Here is a 16,538-nt window from a genome sequence, read left to right on the forward strand (position 1 = left end):
TACCGGCCCCCGGGCCTCACCACTGAAAGCACCACGTGCACAAGCCTATGCCGTCCGAGGTCCGCGCACCTCCGCAGGCTCGGAGAACGCTTGATCCCGAGCCTGCGGAGGCCACCCCCGCGGGGCAGGGCGGTTCAGCGGGACGGTTCAGCGGGCGAGGCGGCGCGCTCGGCGCGGCCCGGCTTCTTGCCCTTGGCGGGCTCGGGCGGGGGCCCGGCCGCGCACTCGGCGTCCGGCCCGATCCGGCTCGCGGGCACCCGGCCGTCGCCGAGGTAGGCGACGACGGCCCGGTCGACGCACGGGTCGCCGGACATCGCCACGCCGTGGTTGCGGCCTCCGGCCTGCACGATCAGCCTGGACGTGGGGAACCTCCGGTGCGTCTCCAGCGCGCCCGCGTACGGGGTGGCGGCGTCCTCGCTCGCCTGGACGAAGAGGATCGGCGGCAGCGACGAGGTGCCCTGCACGCGCGGAGGCGGGCCGCCGTCCACCGGCCAGAAGGCGCACGGCGCGTTGTACCAGGTGTTGCCCCAGGTCTCGAAACGGTAGCCCTCGCGGTAGAGGCGCTCGCTGTCGGCGTGCCAGCGGCTCCAGTCGCGCGGCCAGGACGCGTCGCGGCACTGGACGGCGTTGTAGACGGCGTAGTTGTTCTGGTCGAGCCGTCCGGGCGGCTGCCACGCCTTGCGCAGCGGACGCGCGTCGTTCTTGACGACGTACGCGGACAGCGCCTTCGCGTGCGAGGCCCAGCTGTAGTCGGCGTAGCCGTCGGCGAGGAAGATGTCGTCCAGTTCGGACGGCCCGATCTTCCCGTCGAGGGGCTTGGCCTTCAGCCTGGCCCGCGCTTTGGCATAGGCCGCGGAGACCCGCTGCTCAGATTTCCCGAGTTGGTAGGTCTTGTGGTGCCGGGCGATCCAGGCGAAGTACGCGCGGATCCGCTTCTCGAACGCAACGTTCTGGTCGAGGTTGTTCTCGTACCAGACCCCGCTCGGACGGACGACGCTGTCGAGCACCATCCGGCGGACCCGTCCGGGGAACATCGTCGCGTACACCGCGCCCAGGTAGGTGCCGTAGGAGTAGCCGACGTAGTTGAGCTTCTCCTGCCCTAGGGCCTTGCGGATCTCGTCCATGTCGCGGGCCCAGTTGGCCGTGCCCATGTGCGGGAGGACCGTCCGGTACTTCTTGGCGCAGTCGTCGGCGTAGGCCTTGGCGCGGGCCGTCCACGCCCGCTCCTCCCGCGCGTTCGCGGGGATGGTGTCCGGACGCGCGCGGCCCGGGTTCTGGTAGCTCGTGTCGCAGATCAGCGACGGCTTGCTGGCGCCGACGCCGCGCGCGTCGAAGCCGATCCAGTCATAGGACGCGGCGACCTTCTCGGGCACGGCTCTCTTGAAGACGCCCGGCAGGTCGCGTCCGTGCGCGCCCGGCCCGCCCCTGTTCAGCAGCACGACGCCCTGGGAGCGGGACGCCGTGTGCCGCGCGCGGGTGAGTTCGAGCGTGATCTGCTCGCCGCGCGGGCGGGAGTGGTCGAGCGGCACCCGGAGGGACGCGCACTGCAGGCCCTTGAGGCGGGTGCCCTCCACCGGGTCGTCGGCGGGGCAGGACTTCCAGGCGAGCCCGGCGGGCCTCGGCGCGGGCCTGGGACTCGCCTCGGCGGGTGTTCCCAACGCGGCGGGTGTTCCCAGCGCCGCGACCCCGAGCGTGACTGCGGCGGCGGCCGTCCCGGCCGCGGCCCTGATTCCAGCGTCGTTCAGCACTCCGGATTTCTATCGGAGGGACGCCGTGACCAGCGCGAACCTGGTATCGCGCGATTCCTGACCGAATGGGGCGTGTCCCGTCAAAGGGCGTCACGAAATGAATCGTGGCGTGCCCGCCGGTTCGGGACCGGGGACACGCCACGATTCAGCGTGCCGTGCGTTCAGCGAGCTATGCGTTCAGCTCGTTATGGGCGTCCGACCGGGAGGTCCTTGCCCGAGGTTGGTCCGGCGACCTTGGTGCGCATGGCCGTCGGGTCCGGGTCGTTCAGCTCCGGAAGGGCCTTGCAGTAGGCGTCCGGGCCGCGGCGGCTGCCCGGCAGCGCACCCGTGTCGAGGTACGCGGCGACCTTGTCGTCGAGGCACGCGTTGCCGTTGAGGGTGTTGGAGTGCGTCTTGCCGCCGAGCTCGAACACCAGGCGCGAGGACGGGAAGACCTTGTGCATTTCCAGCCCGCCCTCGACCGGCGTCGCCCCGTCCTCCGTGGACTGGACGAGCAGCATGCCCGGCAGGCGCCGGTCGCCCTTCAGCCTGAACTCCGGCCCGCCGCTGAACGGCCAGAACGCGACCGGGGCGTTGTACCAGACGTTGCTCCACGTGTTGAACCGGTAGCCCTGCTTGTAGAGCCGCACGGCGTCGTTGTGCCACTTGTTCCAGTTGCGCGGCCACTTGGCGTCCGCGGCCTGGACGGCGTTGTAGACGGCGAAGCCGTTGTCGTCGCCGCCCGGGTTGAGCCAGTCGAGCAGGCCCGCCGGGTCCTTGCCGTTGACCCACTGGGAGAGGATCTGCGCGAACGGGATGTAGAAGCCCGTGTTGTAGCCGGCGGACAGGACGATGTCGTCCAGCTCGTCCGGGCCGATCTTCCCGGCGATCGGGGACTTCTTCGCCGCGGCGCGGACCTCGTAGTACTTGGCCTCGACGGCCTTCCCGGTCGTGCCGAGGTGGAAGACCGAGTCCCACTTGGCGGTCCAGGCCCACCAGGACTTCATGTTGCGCTCGAACGCCTTGTCCTGTTCGAGCTGGGAGTCGTACCAGATGTTCTTCGGGTTGACGTTGCCGTCCATCACCATCCGCTTCACGCGGCTGGGGAAGAGCGTGGCGTAGGTGGCGCCGAAGTAGGTGCCGTAGGAGAAGCCGTACCAGCTGATCTGCTTCTGGCCGAGCGCGGCGCGGATCGCGTCGACGTCGCGCGCGGCGTCGGTGGTGCGCATGTGCGGCAGCAGCCAGCCGAACTTCTCGGTGCAGTCCTGCGCGTACTTCTTGGACTTGGCGATCCAGGCCTGCTCCTCCTTCCACGAACCGGGGACGTAGTCCGGACGGATCGGGTCGGAGTAGTGCGGGTCGCAGCTCAGCTGGGGCGTGCTGGACCCGACGCCGCGGGGGTCGAAGCCGATGATGTCGTATTTGGCGGCGACCTCGGGGTGCCCGGCGCCGCCGATCCAGCGCGCGAGCGCGGGCGCGTAGGCCAGCCCGGAGCCGCCGGGCCCGCCCGGGTTCACGAACAGGACGCCCTGGTAGTTCTTCTCGTCGGTGTGCTTGAACCGCGACACCGCGATGGAGATCTTGCGGCCGTTCGGCCGGTCGTAGTCGAGGGGGACCTCGACCTTGGCGCACTGCGCGTTGTTCATCGGGTCGTCCGGGCCGCTGACCTCGCACTTCCCCCAGTCGATGCCCGTGGCCGCGACCGTGGCGGCGCTCGACCGCCCGCCGTCCGCGCTCGCGGACACGGCGGCGATGGTGCCGCCGGCCGCCACGACCATCGTGGCCGTGACGAGAAGAATCCTTTTCACCTGACCCCCTCAGATCGGCGGCTCCGGATGCCCGGACGCGGGTGCCCAGGGGGGGCCGGACGCGGGTGGGGGGAGCCACGCCGATGCATAACGGTTGCGAACTGCGTGGGAGATTCTGGCGGCTATGTCGGTTATGGCGGCAGAGCCCGGCCTGAGTGGATGCGGAATCGTGACAAGATCAGCGGAACTTCGTGATGTTGCGGAGCGTCCGCGCCCATCGCGCCTGAGCGCGAGAGGGCCCCGGGGATCGCTCCCCGGGGCCCTCACCGACGAACGGCCGGTCGGCCGTCGGCGCCCGTGTGTCAGCGGATGATGTCCGCCTTAAGGCGCGCGGCGGTCAGCGATCCGGTGCCGACGAGCGTCTTGGCGGACGCCTGCGCCGGCGGGGTCGGGTCGCCCAGCTGCGGGACGTGGACCGTCCGCTCCTCCGGACGCTCTCCCCGCAGGAAGTACGCGTCGAAGTAGGCGTCCACCTCAGCGGAGCCGCGGTGCACGATGCAGTGCGTGCGGTCGCCGTCCTGGACGACCAGGCGCGAGCCCTTGAGCCTGCGCTGCATGTCCAGCGAGCCCGCGTACGGGGTGGCCGCGTCGTGGGTCGACTGGAACATCAGGATGTTCTTCGGCAGGTCGCGGGTGCGGCCGATGTCGACCGGCTCGCCGGCCTTGGCGCCCCAGAACAGGCACGGCGCGTTGAACCAGGCGTTGGCCCACGTCTCGAACGGGTGCTTGCGGTGGATCCGGTCGTTGTCGCGCTGCCACTTCTTCCAGCTCAGCGGCCACTGCACGTCGGTGCACTGGACGGCGAGGTAGACGGCGTTGCCGTTGTCCGGGACGCCCCCGCTGGTCGGCCCGCCGAAGGTCAGCGCGAACGTCGCGGTGTCGCCCGCCTTGTACGCCGCCAGCCCGGCCGCATAGCCGTGCCAGACGGCCTGGCTGCGCCGGTAGGCGGCGTTGAGAATGGTGTCGGTCAGCTCGTCCGGCCCGACGGCGAGGGTCTGGCCGCTGTCGGGGTCGGTGTAGCGGACCGGGTTCTTCTTCAGCTTGGCGCGCAGGTCGTAGAAGAAGTCGCGCACCTCGCGCTGCTTCTTGCCCAGCTTGTACGTCGCGTCGTACTTGGCTATCCAACCGAGGTAGTACTCGAAGTTCTTGTCGAACTGGACGTCCTGGTTGAGGTTGGCGTCGTACCAGACGTCGGACGGACCGACGACGCCGTCCAGCACCATCTTGTCGACGTTCTTCGGGTACACGGTGGCGTACGCGGAGCCGAGGTAGGTGCCGTAGGACGCGCCGTACCAGTCGAGCTTGTCGTTGCCCAGCGCGCGCCGGATCGACTCCACGTCGTGGACCGAGTCGATGGTCTTGATGTGGTCCAGCAGCCCGATCTTGTCGTTCTTCGCGCAGCTCTCGGCGTATGCCTTGGTGAGCTTCAGCCACGTCCGGACGGACTCGCGGTCGCCGGTGCCGTAGTCGGGACGCGGGGCGTGCCCGTAGTTCGGGTCGCAGGTGAGCGCCGGGACGCTCATGCCGACGCCGCGCGGGTCGAACCCGATCACGTTGTAGGCCTCGCGCATCGGGGCCGAGTTCTGCGCGAACACGCGCGGGCCGAACAGCGCGCCGCTGCCGCCGGGACCGCCCGGGTTGACGACGATGTCGCCCTTGGCCGGGCCCTTGCCGGTGTGCGGCGTCTTGGTGAGCTGCAAGGTGATCTTCTTGCCGCCGGGCTTGGCGTAGTCGAGCGGGACCGACAGCTCGGCGCACTGCACGATCTTGGAGACCGGGTAGATGACGTCGTAGAGGTCGTGCACCGTCTTGACGAAGTCCGCCGGGCAGGCGTGCCACTTGAGCGAGGCGGGGTTGAAGCCTCCGGCCGATCCGGCGGAGGGGCTCTCGGCCTGTGCGCTTGTGGCGCCCAGGCCGGTGAGACCGAGGCAGGCCACCGCGGCCACGACAACGATCCTCTTCACAAATCCCCCTAACGTGCCAACTCCGATTGAGTCAGACATACGGGTAAACGAGTGAAGATTCTGGCGTTCCGGACGTGGGCCGGACAGGGCCCCTCACGAGTGGATGCGGAATCGTGACAAGATCAGCGGAACTTCGTGATCAGTCAGGACGTTCCGGATCCGGGCGCTCACGCAGACCGCCCCGCAGATGCAGAAAGGCCCCGGGTTCGCACCCGGGGCCCTCGCGTCAGCTCTGTTCGCTACATGTCGATGCGCCGCGTCAGCCGACGACGACGTCCGCGCCGGGGCCGGACACCGACCCGTCCTCGCCGATCTCGATGCCCATCTCGTCGGCGATGCGCATCGCCTCCTCGATCAGCGTCTCGACGATCTGCGACTCCGGGACGGTCTTGACGACCTCGCCCTTGACGAAGATCTGCCCCTTGCCGTTGCCGGACGCGACGCCGAGATCGGCCTCGCGCGCCTCGCCGGGGCCGTTCACCACGCAGCCCATCACCGCGACCCGCAGCGGGACGGGGAAGTCCTTCAACCCGGCTGTGACCTGCTCGGCCAGCGTGTACACGTCCACCTGCGCCCGGCCGCACGACGGGCACGACACGATCTCCAGCCCGCGCTTGCGCAGCCCGAGCGACTCCAGGATCGCCTGCCCGACCTTGACCTCCTCGACCGGAGGCGCCGACAGCGACACCCGGATCGTGTCGCCGATGCCCTCGGCCAGCAGCGCCCCGAACGCCACCGCCGACTTGATCGTGCCCTGGAACGCCGGGCCCGCCTCGGTCACGCCGAGGTGCAGCGGGTAGTCGCAGGCCGCGGCCAGCCGCCGGTACGCCTCGATCATCACGACCGGGTCGTTGTGCTTCACCGAGATCTTGATGTCGCGGAAGCCGTGCTCCTCGAACAGCGAGCACTCCCACAGCGCCGACTCCACCAGCGCCTCCGGGGTGGCCTTGCCGTGCTTCTCCAGCAGCCGCTTGTCGAGCGAGCCGGCGTTCACGCCGATCCGGATCGGGGTGCCCGCGTCCGCGGCCGCGCGGGCGATCTCGCCGACCTTGTCGTCGAACTTCTTGATGTTGCCCGGGTTGACCCGGACGGCGGCGCAGCCCGCGTCGATCGCGGCGAACACGTACTTGGGCTGGAAGTGGATGTCGGCGATCACGGGGATCGGCGACTTGCGCGCGATCGCGGGCAGCGCGTCGGCGTCGTCCTGCGACGGCACCGCGACCCGGACGATCTGGCACCCGGCCGCGGTCAGCTCCGCGATCTGCTGCAGCGTCGAGTTCACGTCGGCGGTGAGGGTGGTGGTCATCGACTGCACCGAAACCGGGGCGTCGCCCCCGACCGGAACGCTCCCGACCATGATCTTCCGGGACGCGCGGCGCGGCGTGCTCAGACCCGGCGCCCGCCCGTCGCCATCGCCCCGGACGCCCGGCATTCCCAGTGAAACGCTCATCCCTCTCCTCTGACTCGCGGCCCCGATACAAAGCCTAAGCGGCGTGGACCGCTGAACGGTCGCCGCCCACCCATCAAGGATGTGACCATTCAACTACCCTAAGTAAACATTTTCTGTCATTCCGGTAGCTGGAGCGGATTGAACACGTCCGCGAGGATCAGCAGCACCCCGAGCCCCACGAGCACCAGGACCGCGAGGTAGGTCAGCGGCAGCAGCCGGGTCATGTCGACCGTGCCCGGATCCGGACGCCCCCTGATCCGGTTGACGGCCGCGCGGGCCCGCTCGTACCCGACCACCGCGAGGTGCCCGCCGTCCAGCGGGAGCAGCGGCAGGACGTTCAGCGCCCCGAGGAAGATGTTCACCGACACGACCAGCGACAGGAACAGCGCGATCTTGTCGCGGGCGGAGCTCGTCTCGGAGGCGAAGATCTGGCCGGACACGTCCGTCGCGCCCACCACGCTGCCGACCTGGCCGCCGGGCGTGCTCTCCCGGTCGGGCGAGAACAGCCTCGGGACGGCGGACGGCAGGTCCACCGCGACCTCGCCGATGCCCGCGACGGTCCGGCCGGTCGCGCGCGCGGCGAACGCCGTCGCGCCGAGCGGGCCCGCCCGGTCGTAGCCGCCGCCGACGACCTTGGCCGACATGCCGACGAACGGTTGACCGTCCACGTCCGCGAGGCTGATCGGCAGCGTCGTGGGCTGCGCGTTGCCTGGTCGCTGCACCACCAGCTGCACTGTCTGGCCCGGCTTCGCCTTGTCGATGGCCTTGGTGAGCTCGGTCCAGTCCGAGACGGGCGTGCCGTTGAACGAGACGACCCGGTCGCCCGCGCGCAGTCCGGCCGCGGCGGCGGGCGAGCGCGGACGGCCCTCCTCGCACGCCGCCCGCATCCCGGCGGGCACGCACGGCGTCACCTCCTCGACCGTGCTGGTCACGGTGCCGGACTGCGGCACGCCCACGGTCATCGCCATGGCCATGAGCAGCAGGAACGCGAACACGAAGTTCACGACGACGCCGGACACGATCACGATCGCGCGGCGCCCGGCGGGCTGCCGGTAGAACGCGCGCGGACGGTCCGCCGGGTCGATCTCCTCCAGCGGCGTGTATCCGACGATCTTGACGAAACCGCCGAGCGGGATCGCCTTGACGCCGTACTCCGTCTCGCCCCGCCGCGTCGACCACAGCGTCGGCCCGAAGCCGACGAAGTACTGCGTGGCCTTCATCCCGAACCGCTTCGCGGGGACCAGGTGCCCGCCCTCGTGGAGCATCACCGACAGCAGCAGCGCGACGACGAACGCCACCGCGCCGAGCAGGAACGCCATCGGGTCTCCTCGGGCTCGTCCGGAGGCGGCGGGGCGGGCCTCCGGGTCTCAGTCGGTTCCGGTCAGTTCCCGGGTCCTGGTCCGCGCCCATCCGTCCGCGGTGAGGACGCCGTCGAGCGTCAGCTCCCCGGCCGGGCCCGAACTCTGCTCGTGCTCGCCTCTCTCCGTAGCGTGCTCGTCCACGACCCGCGCGATCGTGTCGACGATCCCGAGGAACGGGAGGCGTCCCGCGCGGAACGCGTCCACACATTCCTCGTTCGCGGCGTTGTAAACGGCCGGGAACGTTCCGCCCAGCTCACCGGCCCGCCGCGCCAGCGCCACCGCGGGGAACGCGTCGTCGTCGAGCGGGAACAGCTCCCAGGTGTGCGCCTGCGTCCAGTCGACGCCGGGCGCGGCGTCCGGGACGCGGTCCGGCCAGTCGATGCCGAGCGCGATCGGCAGCCGCATGTCGGGCGGGCTCGCCTGCGCCAGCGTGGAGCCGTCGGCGAACTCGACCATCGAGTGGATCACGGACTGCGGGTGCACCATGACCCCGATCCGGTCCATCGGGACGTCGAACAGCAGGTGCGCCTCGATGACCTCCAGGCCCTTGTTGACGAGGGTCGCGGAGTTGATGGTGACGACGGGGCCCATGTCCCAGGTCGGGTGGTTCATGGCCTGCTCGGGCGTGACGCCGGCGAGTTCGGCGCGGCTCCGTCCGCGGAACGGCCCGCCGCTCGCGGTCAGCACGAGCCGCCGCACCTCGTCGGCGCGGCCGCCGCGCAGGCACTGGGCGAGCGCGGAGTGCTCGGAGTCGACGGGGACGATCTGCCCCGGCCGCGCCCGCTCCTTGACGAGCGGGCCGCCGACGATGAGCGACTCCTTGTTGGCCAGCGCGAGCGTCCGGCCGGCGTCCAGCGCGGCGAGCGTCGAGGCGAGGCCGAGCGCGCCGGTCACCCCGTTCAGCACCACGTCGCACGGCCACGCCGCGGTCTCCGCGACGGCGTCCGGCCCGGCGACGATCTTGGGGATGGGGTAGTCGCCGGAGGCGTAGCCGCGCCGCTTGGCCTCGGCGTAGAAGGCGAGCTGCAGCTCCTGCGCGGCGGACGCCTTGGCGACCGCGACGATCTCGGGCCGGAACTCCAGCGCCTGCTCGGCCAGCAGCCCGACCCGTCCGCCGCCGGCGGCGAGCCCGGTCACCCGGAACCTGCCGGGGTTGCGGCGGACGACGTCCAGCGCCTGGGTGCCGATCGAACCGGTGGAGCCGAGCACGACCAGCTCGCGGGCGGGCGCGTGGGGATTTGACGGAGGCATCACGCGTCCATTGTCGGCCATCGCCGCCCGCTGGTCCCGTCCCGCCAGTGAGCGGGTCCGCGTCATCGCGAGCCGGCGAGCGGGAGGCGCAGGACGAGGCGGGCGCCGTACGCGCCGTCGCCGACGTAGAGGCGCCCGCCGTGCGCGACGGCGATCTGCCGGGCGATGGCCAGGCCGAGGCCGCTGCCGCCGTCGGAGCGGCTGCGCGCGGAGTCGAGCCGGGTGAACCGCTCGAAGACCCGGTCGCGGTCGGCGCGCGGGATGCCGGGTCCGTCGTCGCGCACCTCGACGACCGCCTCCCCCGGCTCGGTGTGCACCGTGACCTCGATCGTCGAGACGGCGTGCCGCTCCGCGTTGGCGAGCAGGTTCAGCAGGACGCGGCCGAGCCGCGGCCGGTTCGCCTCGACCAGCACGCCCGACTCGGCCTTGACCGTCGTCGGGACGGGCGGCGTGCGGCGCCCGGCCTCCTCCTCCACCAGCGCGCCGAGGTCGACGGGTTCCAGCCCGGGCCGTTCGCCGGAGTCGAGGCGGGCCAGGACGAGGAGGTCCTCGACGATGTGGTGCAGGCGGTCCACGTCGTGCAGCGAGTGCCGGAGCGTGTCCACGGGGTCGCCGTCGTCCGGCGCGTCGAGGGCGAGCTCGATGCGGGTCCGCAGGCCGGTGAGGGGGGTGCGCAGCTCGTGCGAGGCGTCCGCGATGAACGCGCGCCGCTGCAGCGCCGCGCTCTCCAGCCTGCCGAGGAGCGCGTTGACGCGGCGGGCGAGCCGCTCGATGTCGTCGCCGGTGGACGGCACCGGGACCCGGCGGCTCAGGTCGGCGTCCTCGATCCCGGCCAGCTCCGCGTGGAGCCGCGCCGCCGGCCGCAGTGTCCGGTCGGCGGACCGCCGGGCGCCCCGCCGCACGCCCCAGGCGACGAGCCCGAGGCCCGCGAGGCAGAGCAGGGCCATGACCGCCGTGAGGACGCCGGTGTTCCCGACGTCCGCGTACAGGGACAGCGCGGCGGCCGCCAGGGCCACCGCGACCACCAGCGGGACGCCGGCGGCGCCGATGGCGGCCGGCGTCTCGCGCGCCCGCGCGGGGCGGGGCCGCGCGGGGCGGGGCCGGTGCGGCCGGACGTGCGTTTCCGCGTTCCGGTCCGACATGTCTCCTTTGTACGCAATATCCATCAAAGAAACTGCAAAGCAACTGGCCGGGGACCGTACCGCGCCGGTCGGCATATGCCCTGGCCAGAGCCCATGCCCGGCGACACGGGAGGCTTTGCCGCCCTTTTCACCTGCGCCAAGGGTGACAACACCCTTCCCCGCCTATAAAGGGGGTACGTGACGTCGACTCCCGCCAGGGGGATGGGTACATGGGCCGAACGGACGAGCCGACCGTGGACCCGGGCGGGCTGAGCACAGCCCAGCGCCTGGGCGACGCCTGCGTCGTCTGCCGCAAGAAGTGGCCCCGGCCGCGCGTCCGCGTCGGCCGCCTGCCGGATTCGACCGGGGTGTTCGCGTGCGACGACTGCGCACCCGCCCCGCCGGTACCCCGCGCACGGCGGGGCTCTCGGGAGCCGCGCACGCACGCCGGACGGCCGGTCGGGGAGCGGCCGCCGGCGATGACGACGGCCCCTTCCGCTTGACAGGCGCCGTCGCCGAGGAGGTCTCTCCAGGGAGAAGGGTGACCCGGACGTTCGGGGGGAAGTCCGGGACCACCCGGCAGGCGCGCCCGGCTGGGGGCGGTCGGGCGCGCCGGAGAGACCTTCCGGCCCTGACCTAGCGCGCTACAGCTTGGTGGACTCGATCCATGTCCTCGTCCACTCTGCGTAGTCGGTGCAGTCGTTCTTCTCCGACTCCTCCGAGTCGTCCGGCTTCGCGGACCTGCCGCACGTCTTCGACGGCGCGTGCGCGAACGTGATGTCGTCGATGTAGTCGCGGTCGCCGACGTGGTAGGCGGCGCAGAACCCCGGCTTGAGGCGGTCGCCCGAGCAGGCCTGCGGGTTGGCGGGCGCGACCCCGGTCCACTCGGCCACCTGCTGCTGGACGTCCGGCGACGCGGTCCACTGCAGCCACTGGTACATGCAGTTCGGGTGCTGCACCCGCGCGCCGATCATCCAGGCGTCCATCCAGCCGGTCACGCCCTCGGACGGGATCACGCCCTGGACGGGCCGGGAGGCGCGGTTCAGGACGTCCACCTGGTAGGGCCACGCCTGGCCCAGCACGGCCCGTCCGCCCGCGAACGCGCTGACGGCCTCGGCGGGCCGCTCCCAGTACCGCTCGACGTGCGGGCGCTGCGCGGCGAGGACGCGTCCGGCGGCGGCGAGCTGCTTCGGCGTCAGCGAGTACGGGTCGCGGATCTTCAGCTTGCGCTCCTTGCCCTTCAGGTAGAGCGCGGCCTCGGCGATGGCCAGCGGGCTGTCGCGCATGACCAGTTTCCCGGAGTACCGGCGGGCCTGGCCGGGGTCGAACAGCGCGGCCCAGCTCCCCGGCGGCGGGACTGCCCTGGTGTCGTACATGAGGAGGTTCGCGCCCCACACGTACGGGATGCCGTAGTACTTGCCGTTGTGCTTGAGCTGCCCGCGCAGCTTCGGCTCCAGCTTCTTGTAGCCGTCCACGAGGTCGGTGTTGACGGGCGCGACCTGGTTCTCGGCGATGAGCCGTCCGGCGACCTCGGGGGGCGCGGCGACGCCGTCGTAGCGACGGTCCTTGTTGCGCATGAGGTCGGCCATCTCCTCCGGCGTCTGGACGACCTTCAGGCCGACCTTGCAGCCGGTGCGCTCCTGGAACGGGGTGACCCAGTTGACGCGCGGGTCGGTGCTGCCGCTCTCGGTGGCGCCGGGCAGCGTGAGGAGGTTCAGCATGCCCTCGCCGGGCCCGAGGGTGCTCGCCACCTGGGCGACGCCGACCGGCTCCTTGTCGTCGCCGCCCGCGGACGCGCCGAGGCCGGCGGCGGCCAGCGCGAGGGCGGCCGCGACGGCCGCACCCACCTTGACGCGCCTCGTGGCCCTCACCCGCATGTCGCTCCCCGATCGGTGCCCAGGACCCCGCCTCCCGGCCTGTCGCGCAAGGGTCCTCCGTCGGCGCAGCGTAGCGTCTTCGCGGCGGCTTGGACGGCGGCGCCCGGCAAGAACGGCGTTCCGGCGTCGCGGTGGCAGCCATTCCCGCCTGCGCCGACGACCGCGCACGAGTTCATCGCCGGTCTGCGGCGACTTCTCCTCCGAATTGCGGCGGAACGGCGGATGAGCGCCGAAGTCCGCCCACTCGCGCCTTTTCCGTTCCGTTGCCGGAAGGTAAGACGAGGCTGTCCTATTACGCCGCGAGCGGAATGCGATTCTGTCGCCGATTGCGGCCCGCAAGTTTCGGACGGGTTGTTAATGGAGAAACCGCCGCGACCCCGGGGGACGGCGGGTGCTGGCGTCCGCGCCATACACGGAGGTTGCTGGAGAGGGATATGGCGCGGACTGCCGCCCTTCCCGGGGCCGCGGCGGCACCGGCGGACGTGGCGAGGTTGGGGAACAGCGGATCACCTTGCAGTGCTGCCTGGCCACGCGATCGCCGGCACCCGGCCGGACGGCGACGGTGTGACGCCTTCGAGACGGAGGAGATTCGAAGGACGCCGCACGTCGGGCCGGGGGTCGCGGCGGAACGGCCGGGACCGGCCGTGCCGGGTCGCAGGTCGTTTCGGTGCGGTGCGCTCGACCACCTCGATCCGTGCGATGAGCCGTTGCGGGGTATCGGCCTCCAGGAAGTCGCCGACGTCGCGGTCCTTCGGCGGCAGCGCCCACCAGTGGCCGGTGAAGGGGCCGAACCAAATGGTCCAGCCCGGAAATCGCCTGCCGAGCGCGTCCACCTCTGCTGCGTGGTCGACTGCGTTCATCGCGCGGCTCTCCTGCACACTGACTTTTTATTTCGTCTCCATTATTTGAGACAGTCAGATTGTGTCCCCCGACACACAGGCCGTCAATGGATGTTGGCATTATTCGTCGGCTGCGGCGCGACGAAAACAACCGACGAGAACGGCCCGTGCGAGCGGGTTTAACCGCTGGTCGGGAAGCCCAAGTTCACCCCTCCGTGACTGGGGTCCAGCCAGCGCGAGGTGACCGCCTTCGTGCGCGTATAGAAGTGGACGCCCTCCATCCCGTGCGCGTGACTGTCACCGAAGAGTGAGTCCTTCCAACCGCCGAAGGAGTAGTAAGCCATCGGCACCGGGATCGGCACGTTGACGCCGACCATGCCGACCTCGACCTCGTTCTGGAACCGGCGCGCCGCGCCGCCGTCGTTGGTGAAGATCGCGGTGCCGTTGCCGTACGGGTTGGCCGAGATCAGCTCCATCGCCTCCTCGTAGGAGCCGGACCGCACCACCGACAGCACCGGGCCGAAGATCTCGTCCTTGTAGGCGTCCATCTCCGGGGTGACGTGGTCGAGGACGGTCGGGCCGAGCCAGAACCCGTCCCCGGCGCCGCCGAGCACCTCCGGGGCGCGCCCGTCGACGGCGAGCGTGGCGCCCTGCGCGACGCCGCTGTCGAGATAGGACGCCACCTTGTCGCGGTGCGCCCGCGTCACCAGCGGGCCCATCTCCGACTCGGGATCGTCGCCGGGACCGACCTTGAGCTTGGCGACCCGCTCCTTGACCTTGGCCATCAGCTCGTCCCCGACCGGGTCGACGGCGACGACCACGGAGATCGCCATGCACCGCTCCCCCGCCGAGCCGAACCCGGCGGACACGGCCGCGTCCGCGGCGAGGTCGAGGTCGGCGTCCGGCAGCACCAGCATGTGGTTCTTCGCGCCGCCGAGCGCCTGCACCCGCTTGCCGTTCGCCGCCGCCGTCGAATAGATGTAGCGCGCGATCGGGGTGGAGCCGACGAAGCTGACCGCCTTGACGTCCGGGTGGTGCAGCAGCCCGTCCACCGCGGCCTTGTCGCCGTGCAGGACGTTGAACACGCCGTCCGGCAGGCCCGCCTCGGCCCACAGCTCGGCGAGCCGGACCGACGCCGACGGGTCCTTCTCCGACGGCTTCAGGACGAACGTGTTCCCGCACGCGATCGCGACCGGGAACATCCACATCGGCACCATCGCCGGGAAGTTGAACGGCGTGATCCCGGCGGCCACGCCGAGCGGCTGCAGGATCGAGTACGCGTCGATCCGGGTCGACACGTTCTCCGAGAACCCGCCCTTGAGCAGGTGCGGGATGCCGCAGGCGAACTCCACGACGTCCAGGCCGCGGGCCACCTCGCCCGCCGCGTCCGAGACGACCTTGCCGTGCTCGGACGAGATCAGCCGGGCCAGCTCGTCGCGGTGCTCGTTCACCAGTTCGCGGAACTTGAACAGCACGCTGGTGCGCTTCGACAGCGAGGCGTCCCGCCAGCCGGGGAACGCGGCCTTCGCGGCGGCCACGGCCGCGTCGACCTCGGACTGCGCGGCGAAGTCGACCGTCCCGGCGAGGCGTCCCGATGCGGGCTCGTAGATGTCACCGCGCCGCTCCGCCTCCCCGGCGAACGGCTTCCCGCCGATCCAGTGCGTGACGTGCTTGCTCATTTGGTCGCTTCCTCGTTGACAGCCTCAAGAGCCGCGGTCAGGATGCCGAGGCCCTCGGCGGCCTCGGCGTCGGTCAGGGTCATCGGCGGGGCCATGCGCACGACGTTGCCGTACAGGCCGCCCTTGCCGATCAGCAGCCCCCGCTCGCGGGCCGCCTCCATCACCGCCGCGGCCAGCGGCGGGCTCGGCTCGCCGGTGCCGGGGTCGGCCAGCTCGACCGCGAACATCAGCCCCTTGCCCCGGACGTCCTTGACGATCGGCAGCCGGTCGGCGGCCGACGCGAGCCCGCCGATGATCGTCGCGCCCTGCTTGGCGGCGTTGGCCTGCAGGTCGTGGTCCAGGACGTAATCGAGGGTCGCGTTCGCCGCGGCCATCGAGACAGGGTTGCCGCCGAAGGTGGAGATCCCGACGGCGTGCAGGCCGTCCATCAGGTCGCCGCGCGCGACCACCCCGCCGACCGCGAACCCGTTCCCGAGGCCCTTGGCGAAGGTCATCATGTCCGGGACGACGCCGTGGTTGCCGATGCCCCAGAAGCTCTGGCCCGTCCGTCCCCAGCCGGTCTGGACCTCGTCGGAGATGAGGAGGATCCCGAACTCGTCCAGGACGCTCTTGTACGCGGCGAACAGGCCGTCCGGCGGCATCGTGAACCCGCCGACGCCCTGGATCGGCTCGGCGATCAGCGCGGCGACGTCCCCGCTGGTCGCGGTGGCGAGCACGTGCCGCAGGTCCTGGACGCAGGCGTCGACGTACTGGTCGTCCGTCATGCCCTTGAACTGCGGGAGCTGCCGGTCGGCGCCGTGCAGGAAGTGGACGTCCAGCGGCGAGAACGACACGTTCGCCCAGGCCCGGTTGCCGGTGACGCCCGTCGCGGCGAACGACCGGCCGTGGTAGCTCTGCCGCATCGCGAGGACCTGCGGGCTGCGCCGCGCGTACGCGGCCAGCAGCAGCGCCGTCTCGTTCGCCTCGGTCCCGGAGTTGGTGAAGAACACCTTCGCGTCCGGGATGCCCGACAGGCGGGCGATCTTCTCGGCCAGCTCGACCTGCCCCCGCAGCAGGTACGCGGTGGACGTGTGCACGACGCCCGTGGCGAGCTGCCGCTCCACCGCGTCCCTCACCTCGGGCACGTCGTACCCGAGCATGTTCGTGAGGATTCCCGTGAAGAAGTCGAGGTAGCCCTTCCCCTCGGCGTCGGTCACGCGGTTGCCCTTGCCGCCGACGATCTCGATGGGGTCCTGGTAGTTGAGCGCGATCCAGGACGGCATGACCGCCCGGTGGCGCTTGAGCAGATTCGCGTGTTCCGACATGGCACAAGTCTCGTTCGCCCACGCCGCCGCGGAAACCCGCAGAGTGTCAGGACCCTCCGCCTCCCGTTAACGCATTGATGGGCCGAGCGGAGCTCGTCGATCGATTGGCGGCCGAGCGGAGCTCGTCAATTGGATGGCGGTGGGTGGGGGCTGGAGG

12 protein-coding genes are annotated in these 16,538 nt (G+C 71.1%); 1 reads left to right on the forward strand and 11 read right to left on the reverse strand.

Annotated elements, in window-relative coordinates; genetic code table 11:
* Positions 1–134: 134 nt before the first annotated feature.
* The 7 genes from E1287_RS28700 to E1287_RS28730 form a co-directional block, all read right to left on the reverse strand.
* Entirely contained in the window at positions 135–1,748 is a 1,614-nt protein-coding gene (locus tag E1287_RS28700) for an alpha/beta hydrolase (RefSeq protein WP_243719498.1), read from the reverse strand.
* A 185-nt stretch (positions 1,749–1,933) separates the two neighbouring features.
* The gene (locus tag E1287_RS28705) at positions 1,934–3,535 is read right to left on the reverse strand and encodes an alpha/beta hydrolase (RefSeq protein WP_243719499.1); all 1,602 of its coding nucleotides are present in this window, start codon (positions 3,533–3,535) and stop codon (positions 1,934–1,936) included.
* Between the two features lie 302 nt (positions 3,536–3,837).
* The gene (locus tag E1287_RS28710; RefSeq protein WP_165969222.1) at positions 3,838–5,499 is read right to left on the reverse strand and encodes an alpha/beta fold hydrolase; all 1,662 of its coding nucleotides are present in this window, start codon (positions 5,497–5,499) and stop codon (positions 3,838–3,840) included.
* A gap of 259 nt (positions 5,500–5,758) precedes the next feature.
* Positions 5,759–6,931 (reverse strand): flavodoxin-dependent (E)-4-hydroxy-3-methylbut-2-enyl-diphosphate synthase, encoded by a 1,173-nt coding sequence (ispG, locus tag E1287_RS28715; RefSeq protein WP_131968256.1) that lies wholly within the window; start codon positions 6,929–6,931, stop codon positions 5,759–5,761.
* Positions 6,932–7,065: 134 nt separating this feature from the next.
* The gene (locus E1287_RS28720; protein ID WP_131968233.1) at positions 7,066–8,268 is read right to left on the reverse strand and encodes a site-2 protease family protein; all 1,203 of its coding nucleotides are present in this window, start codon (positions 8,266–8,268) and stop codon (positions 7,066–7,068) included.
* A gap of 48 nt (positions 8,269–8,316) precedes the next feature.
* A complete protein-coding gene (gene dxr / locus E1287_RS28725; RefSeq protein WP_131968258.1) occupies positions 8,317–9,561 on the reverse strand; it encodes a 1-deoxy-D-xylulose-5-phosphate reductoisomerase in 1,245 nt (414 codons plus the stop codon).
* 62 nt (positions 9,562–9,623) lie between these two features.
* On the reverse strand, positions 9,624–10,703 hold the full coding sequence (locus E1287_RS28730; protein WP_131968235.1) for a HAMP domain-containing sensor histidine kinase: 1,080 nt from the start codon (positions 10,701–10,703) through the stop codon (positions 9,624–9,626).
* Between the two features lie 209 nt (positions 10,704–10,912).
* Here E1287_RS28730 and E1287_RS45885 point away from each other — a divergent pair, with 209 nt between their 5' ends.
* Positions 10,913–11,185, forward strand: coding sequence for a hypothetical protein (locus tag E1287_RS45885; RefSeq protein WP_131968237.1), 273 nt, complete (start codon positions 10,913–10,915; stop codon positions 11,183–11,185).
* A gap of 141 nt (positions 11,186–11,326) precedes the next feature.
* Here E1287_RS45885 and E1287_RS28740 read toward each other — a convergent pair whose 3' ends face one another.
* The 4 genes from E1287_RS28740 to E1287_RS28755 form a co-directional block, all read right to left on the reverse strand.
* Positions 11,327–12,559: an ABC transporter substrate-binding protein gene (locus E1287_RS28740; protein WP_131968239.1), complete on the reverse strand. Its 1,233-nt coding sequence runs from the start codon at positions 12,557–12,559 to the stop codon at positions 11,327–11,329.
* A gap of 506 nt (positions 12,560–13,065) precedes the next feature.
* On the reverse strand, positions 13,066–13,419 hold the full coding sequence (locus E1287_RS28745) for a hypothetical protein (protein ID WP_131968241.1): 354 nt from the start codon (positions 13,417–13,419) through the stop codon (positions 13,066–13,068).
* Between the two features lie 158 nt (positions 13,420–13,577).
* Positions 13,578–15,077 carry a CoA-acylating methylmalonate-semialdehyde dehydrogenase gene (locus E1287_RS28750; protein ID WP_131968243.1) on the reverse strand — a complete coding sequence of 500 codons (1,500 nt, stop codon included), beginning with the start codon at positions 15,075–15,077 and terminating at the stop codon, positions 13,578–13,580.
* Complete coding sequence (locus E1287_RS28755) at positions 15,074–16,381, reverse strand: aspartate aminotransferase family protein (RefSeq protein ID WP_131968245.1); 1,308 nt, start codon at positions 16,379–16,381, stop codon at positions 15,074–15,076. Before E1287_RS28755 ends, E1287_RS28750 begins: the two co-directional genes overlap by 4 nt.
* Positions 16,382–16,538 lie beyond the last annotated feature (157 nt).

Source organism: Actinomadura sp. KC06, assembly GCF_004348735.1.
Taxonomy (GTDB): domain Bacteria; phylum Actinomycetota; class Actinomycetes; order Streptosporangiales; family Streptosporangiaceae; genus Spirillospora.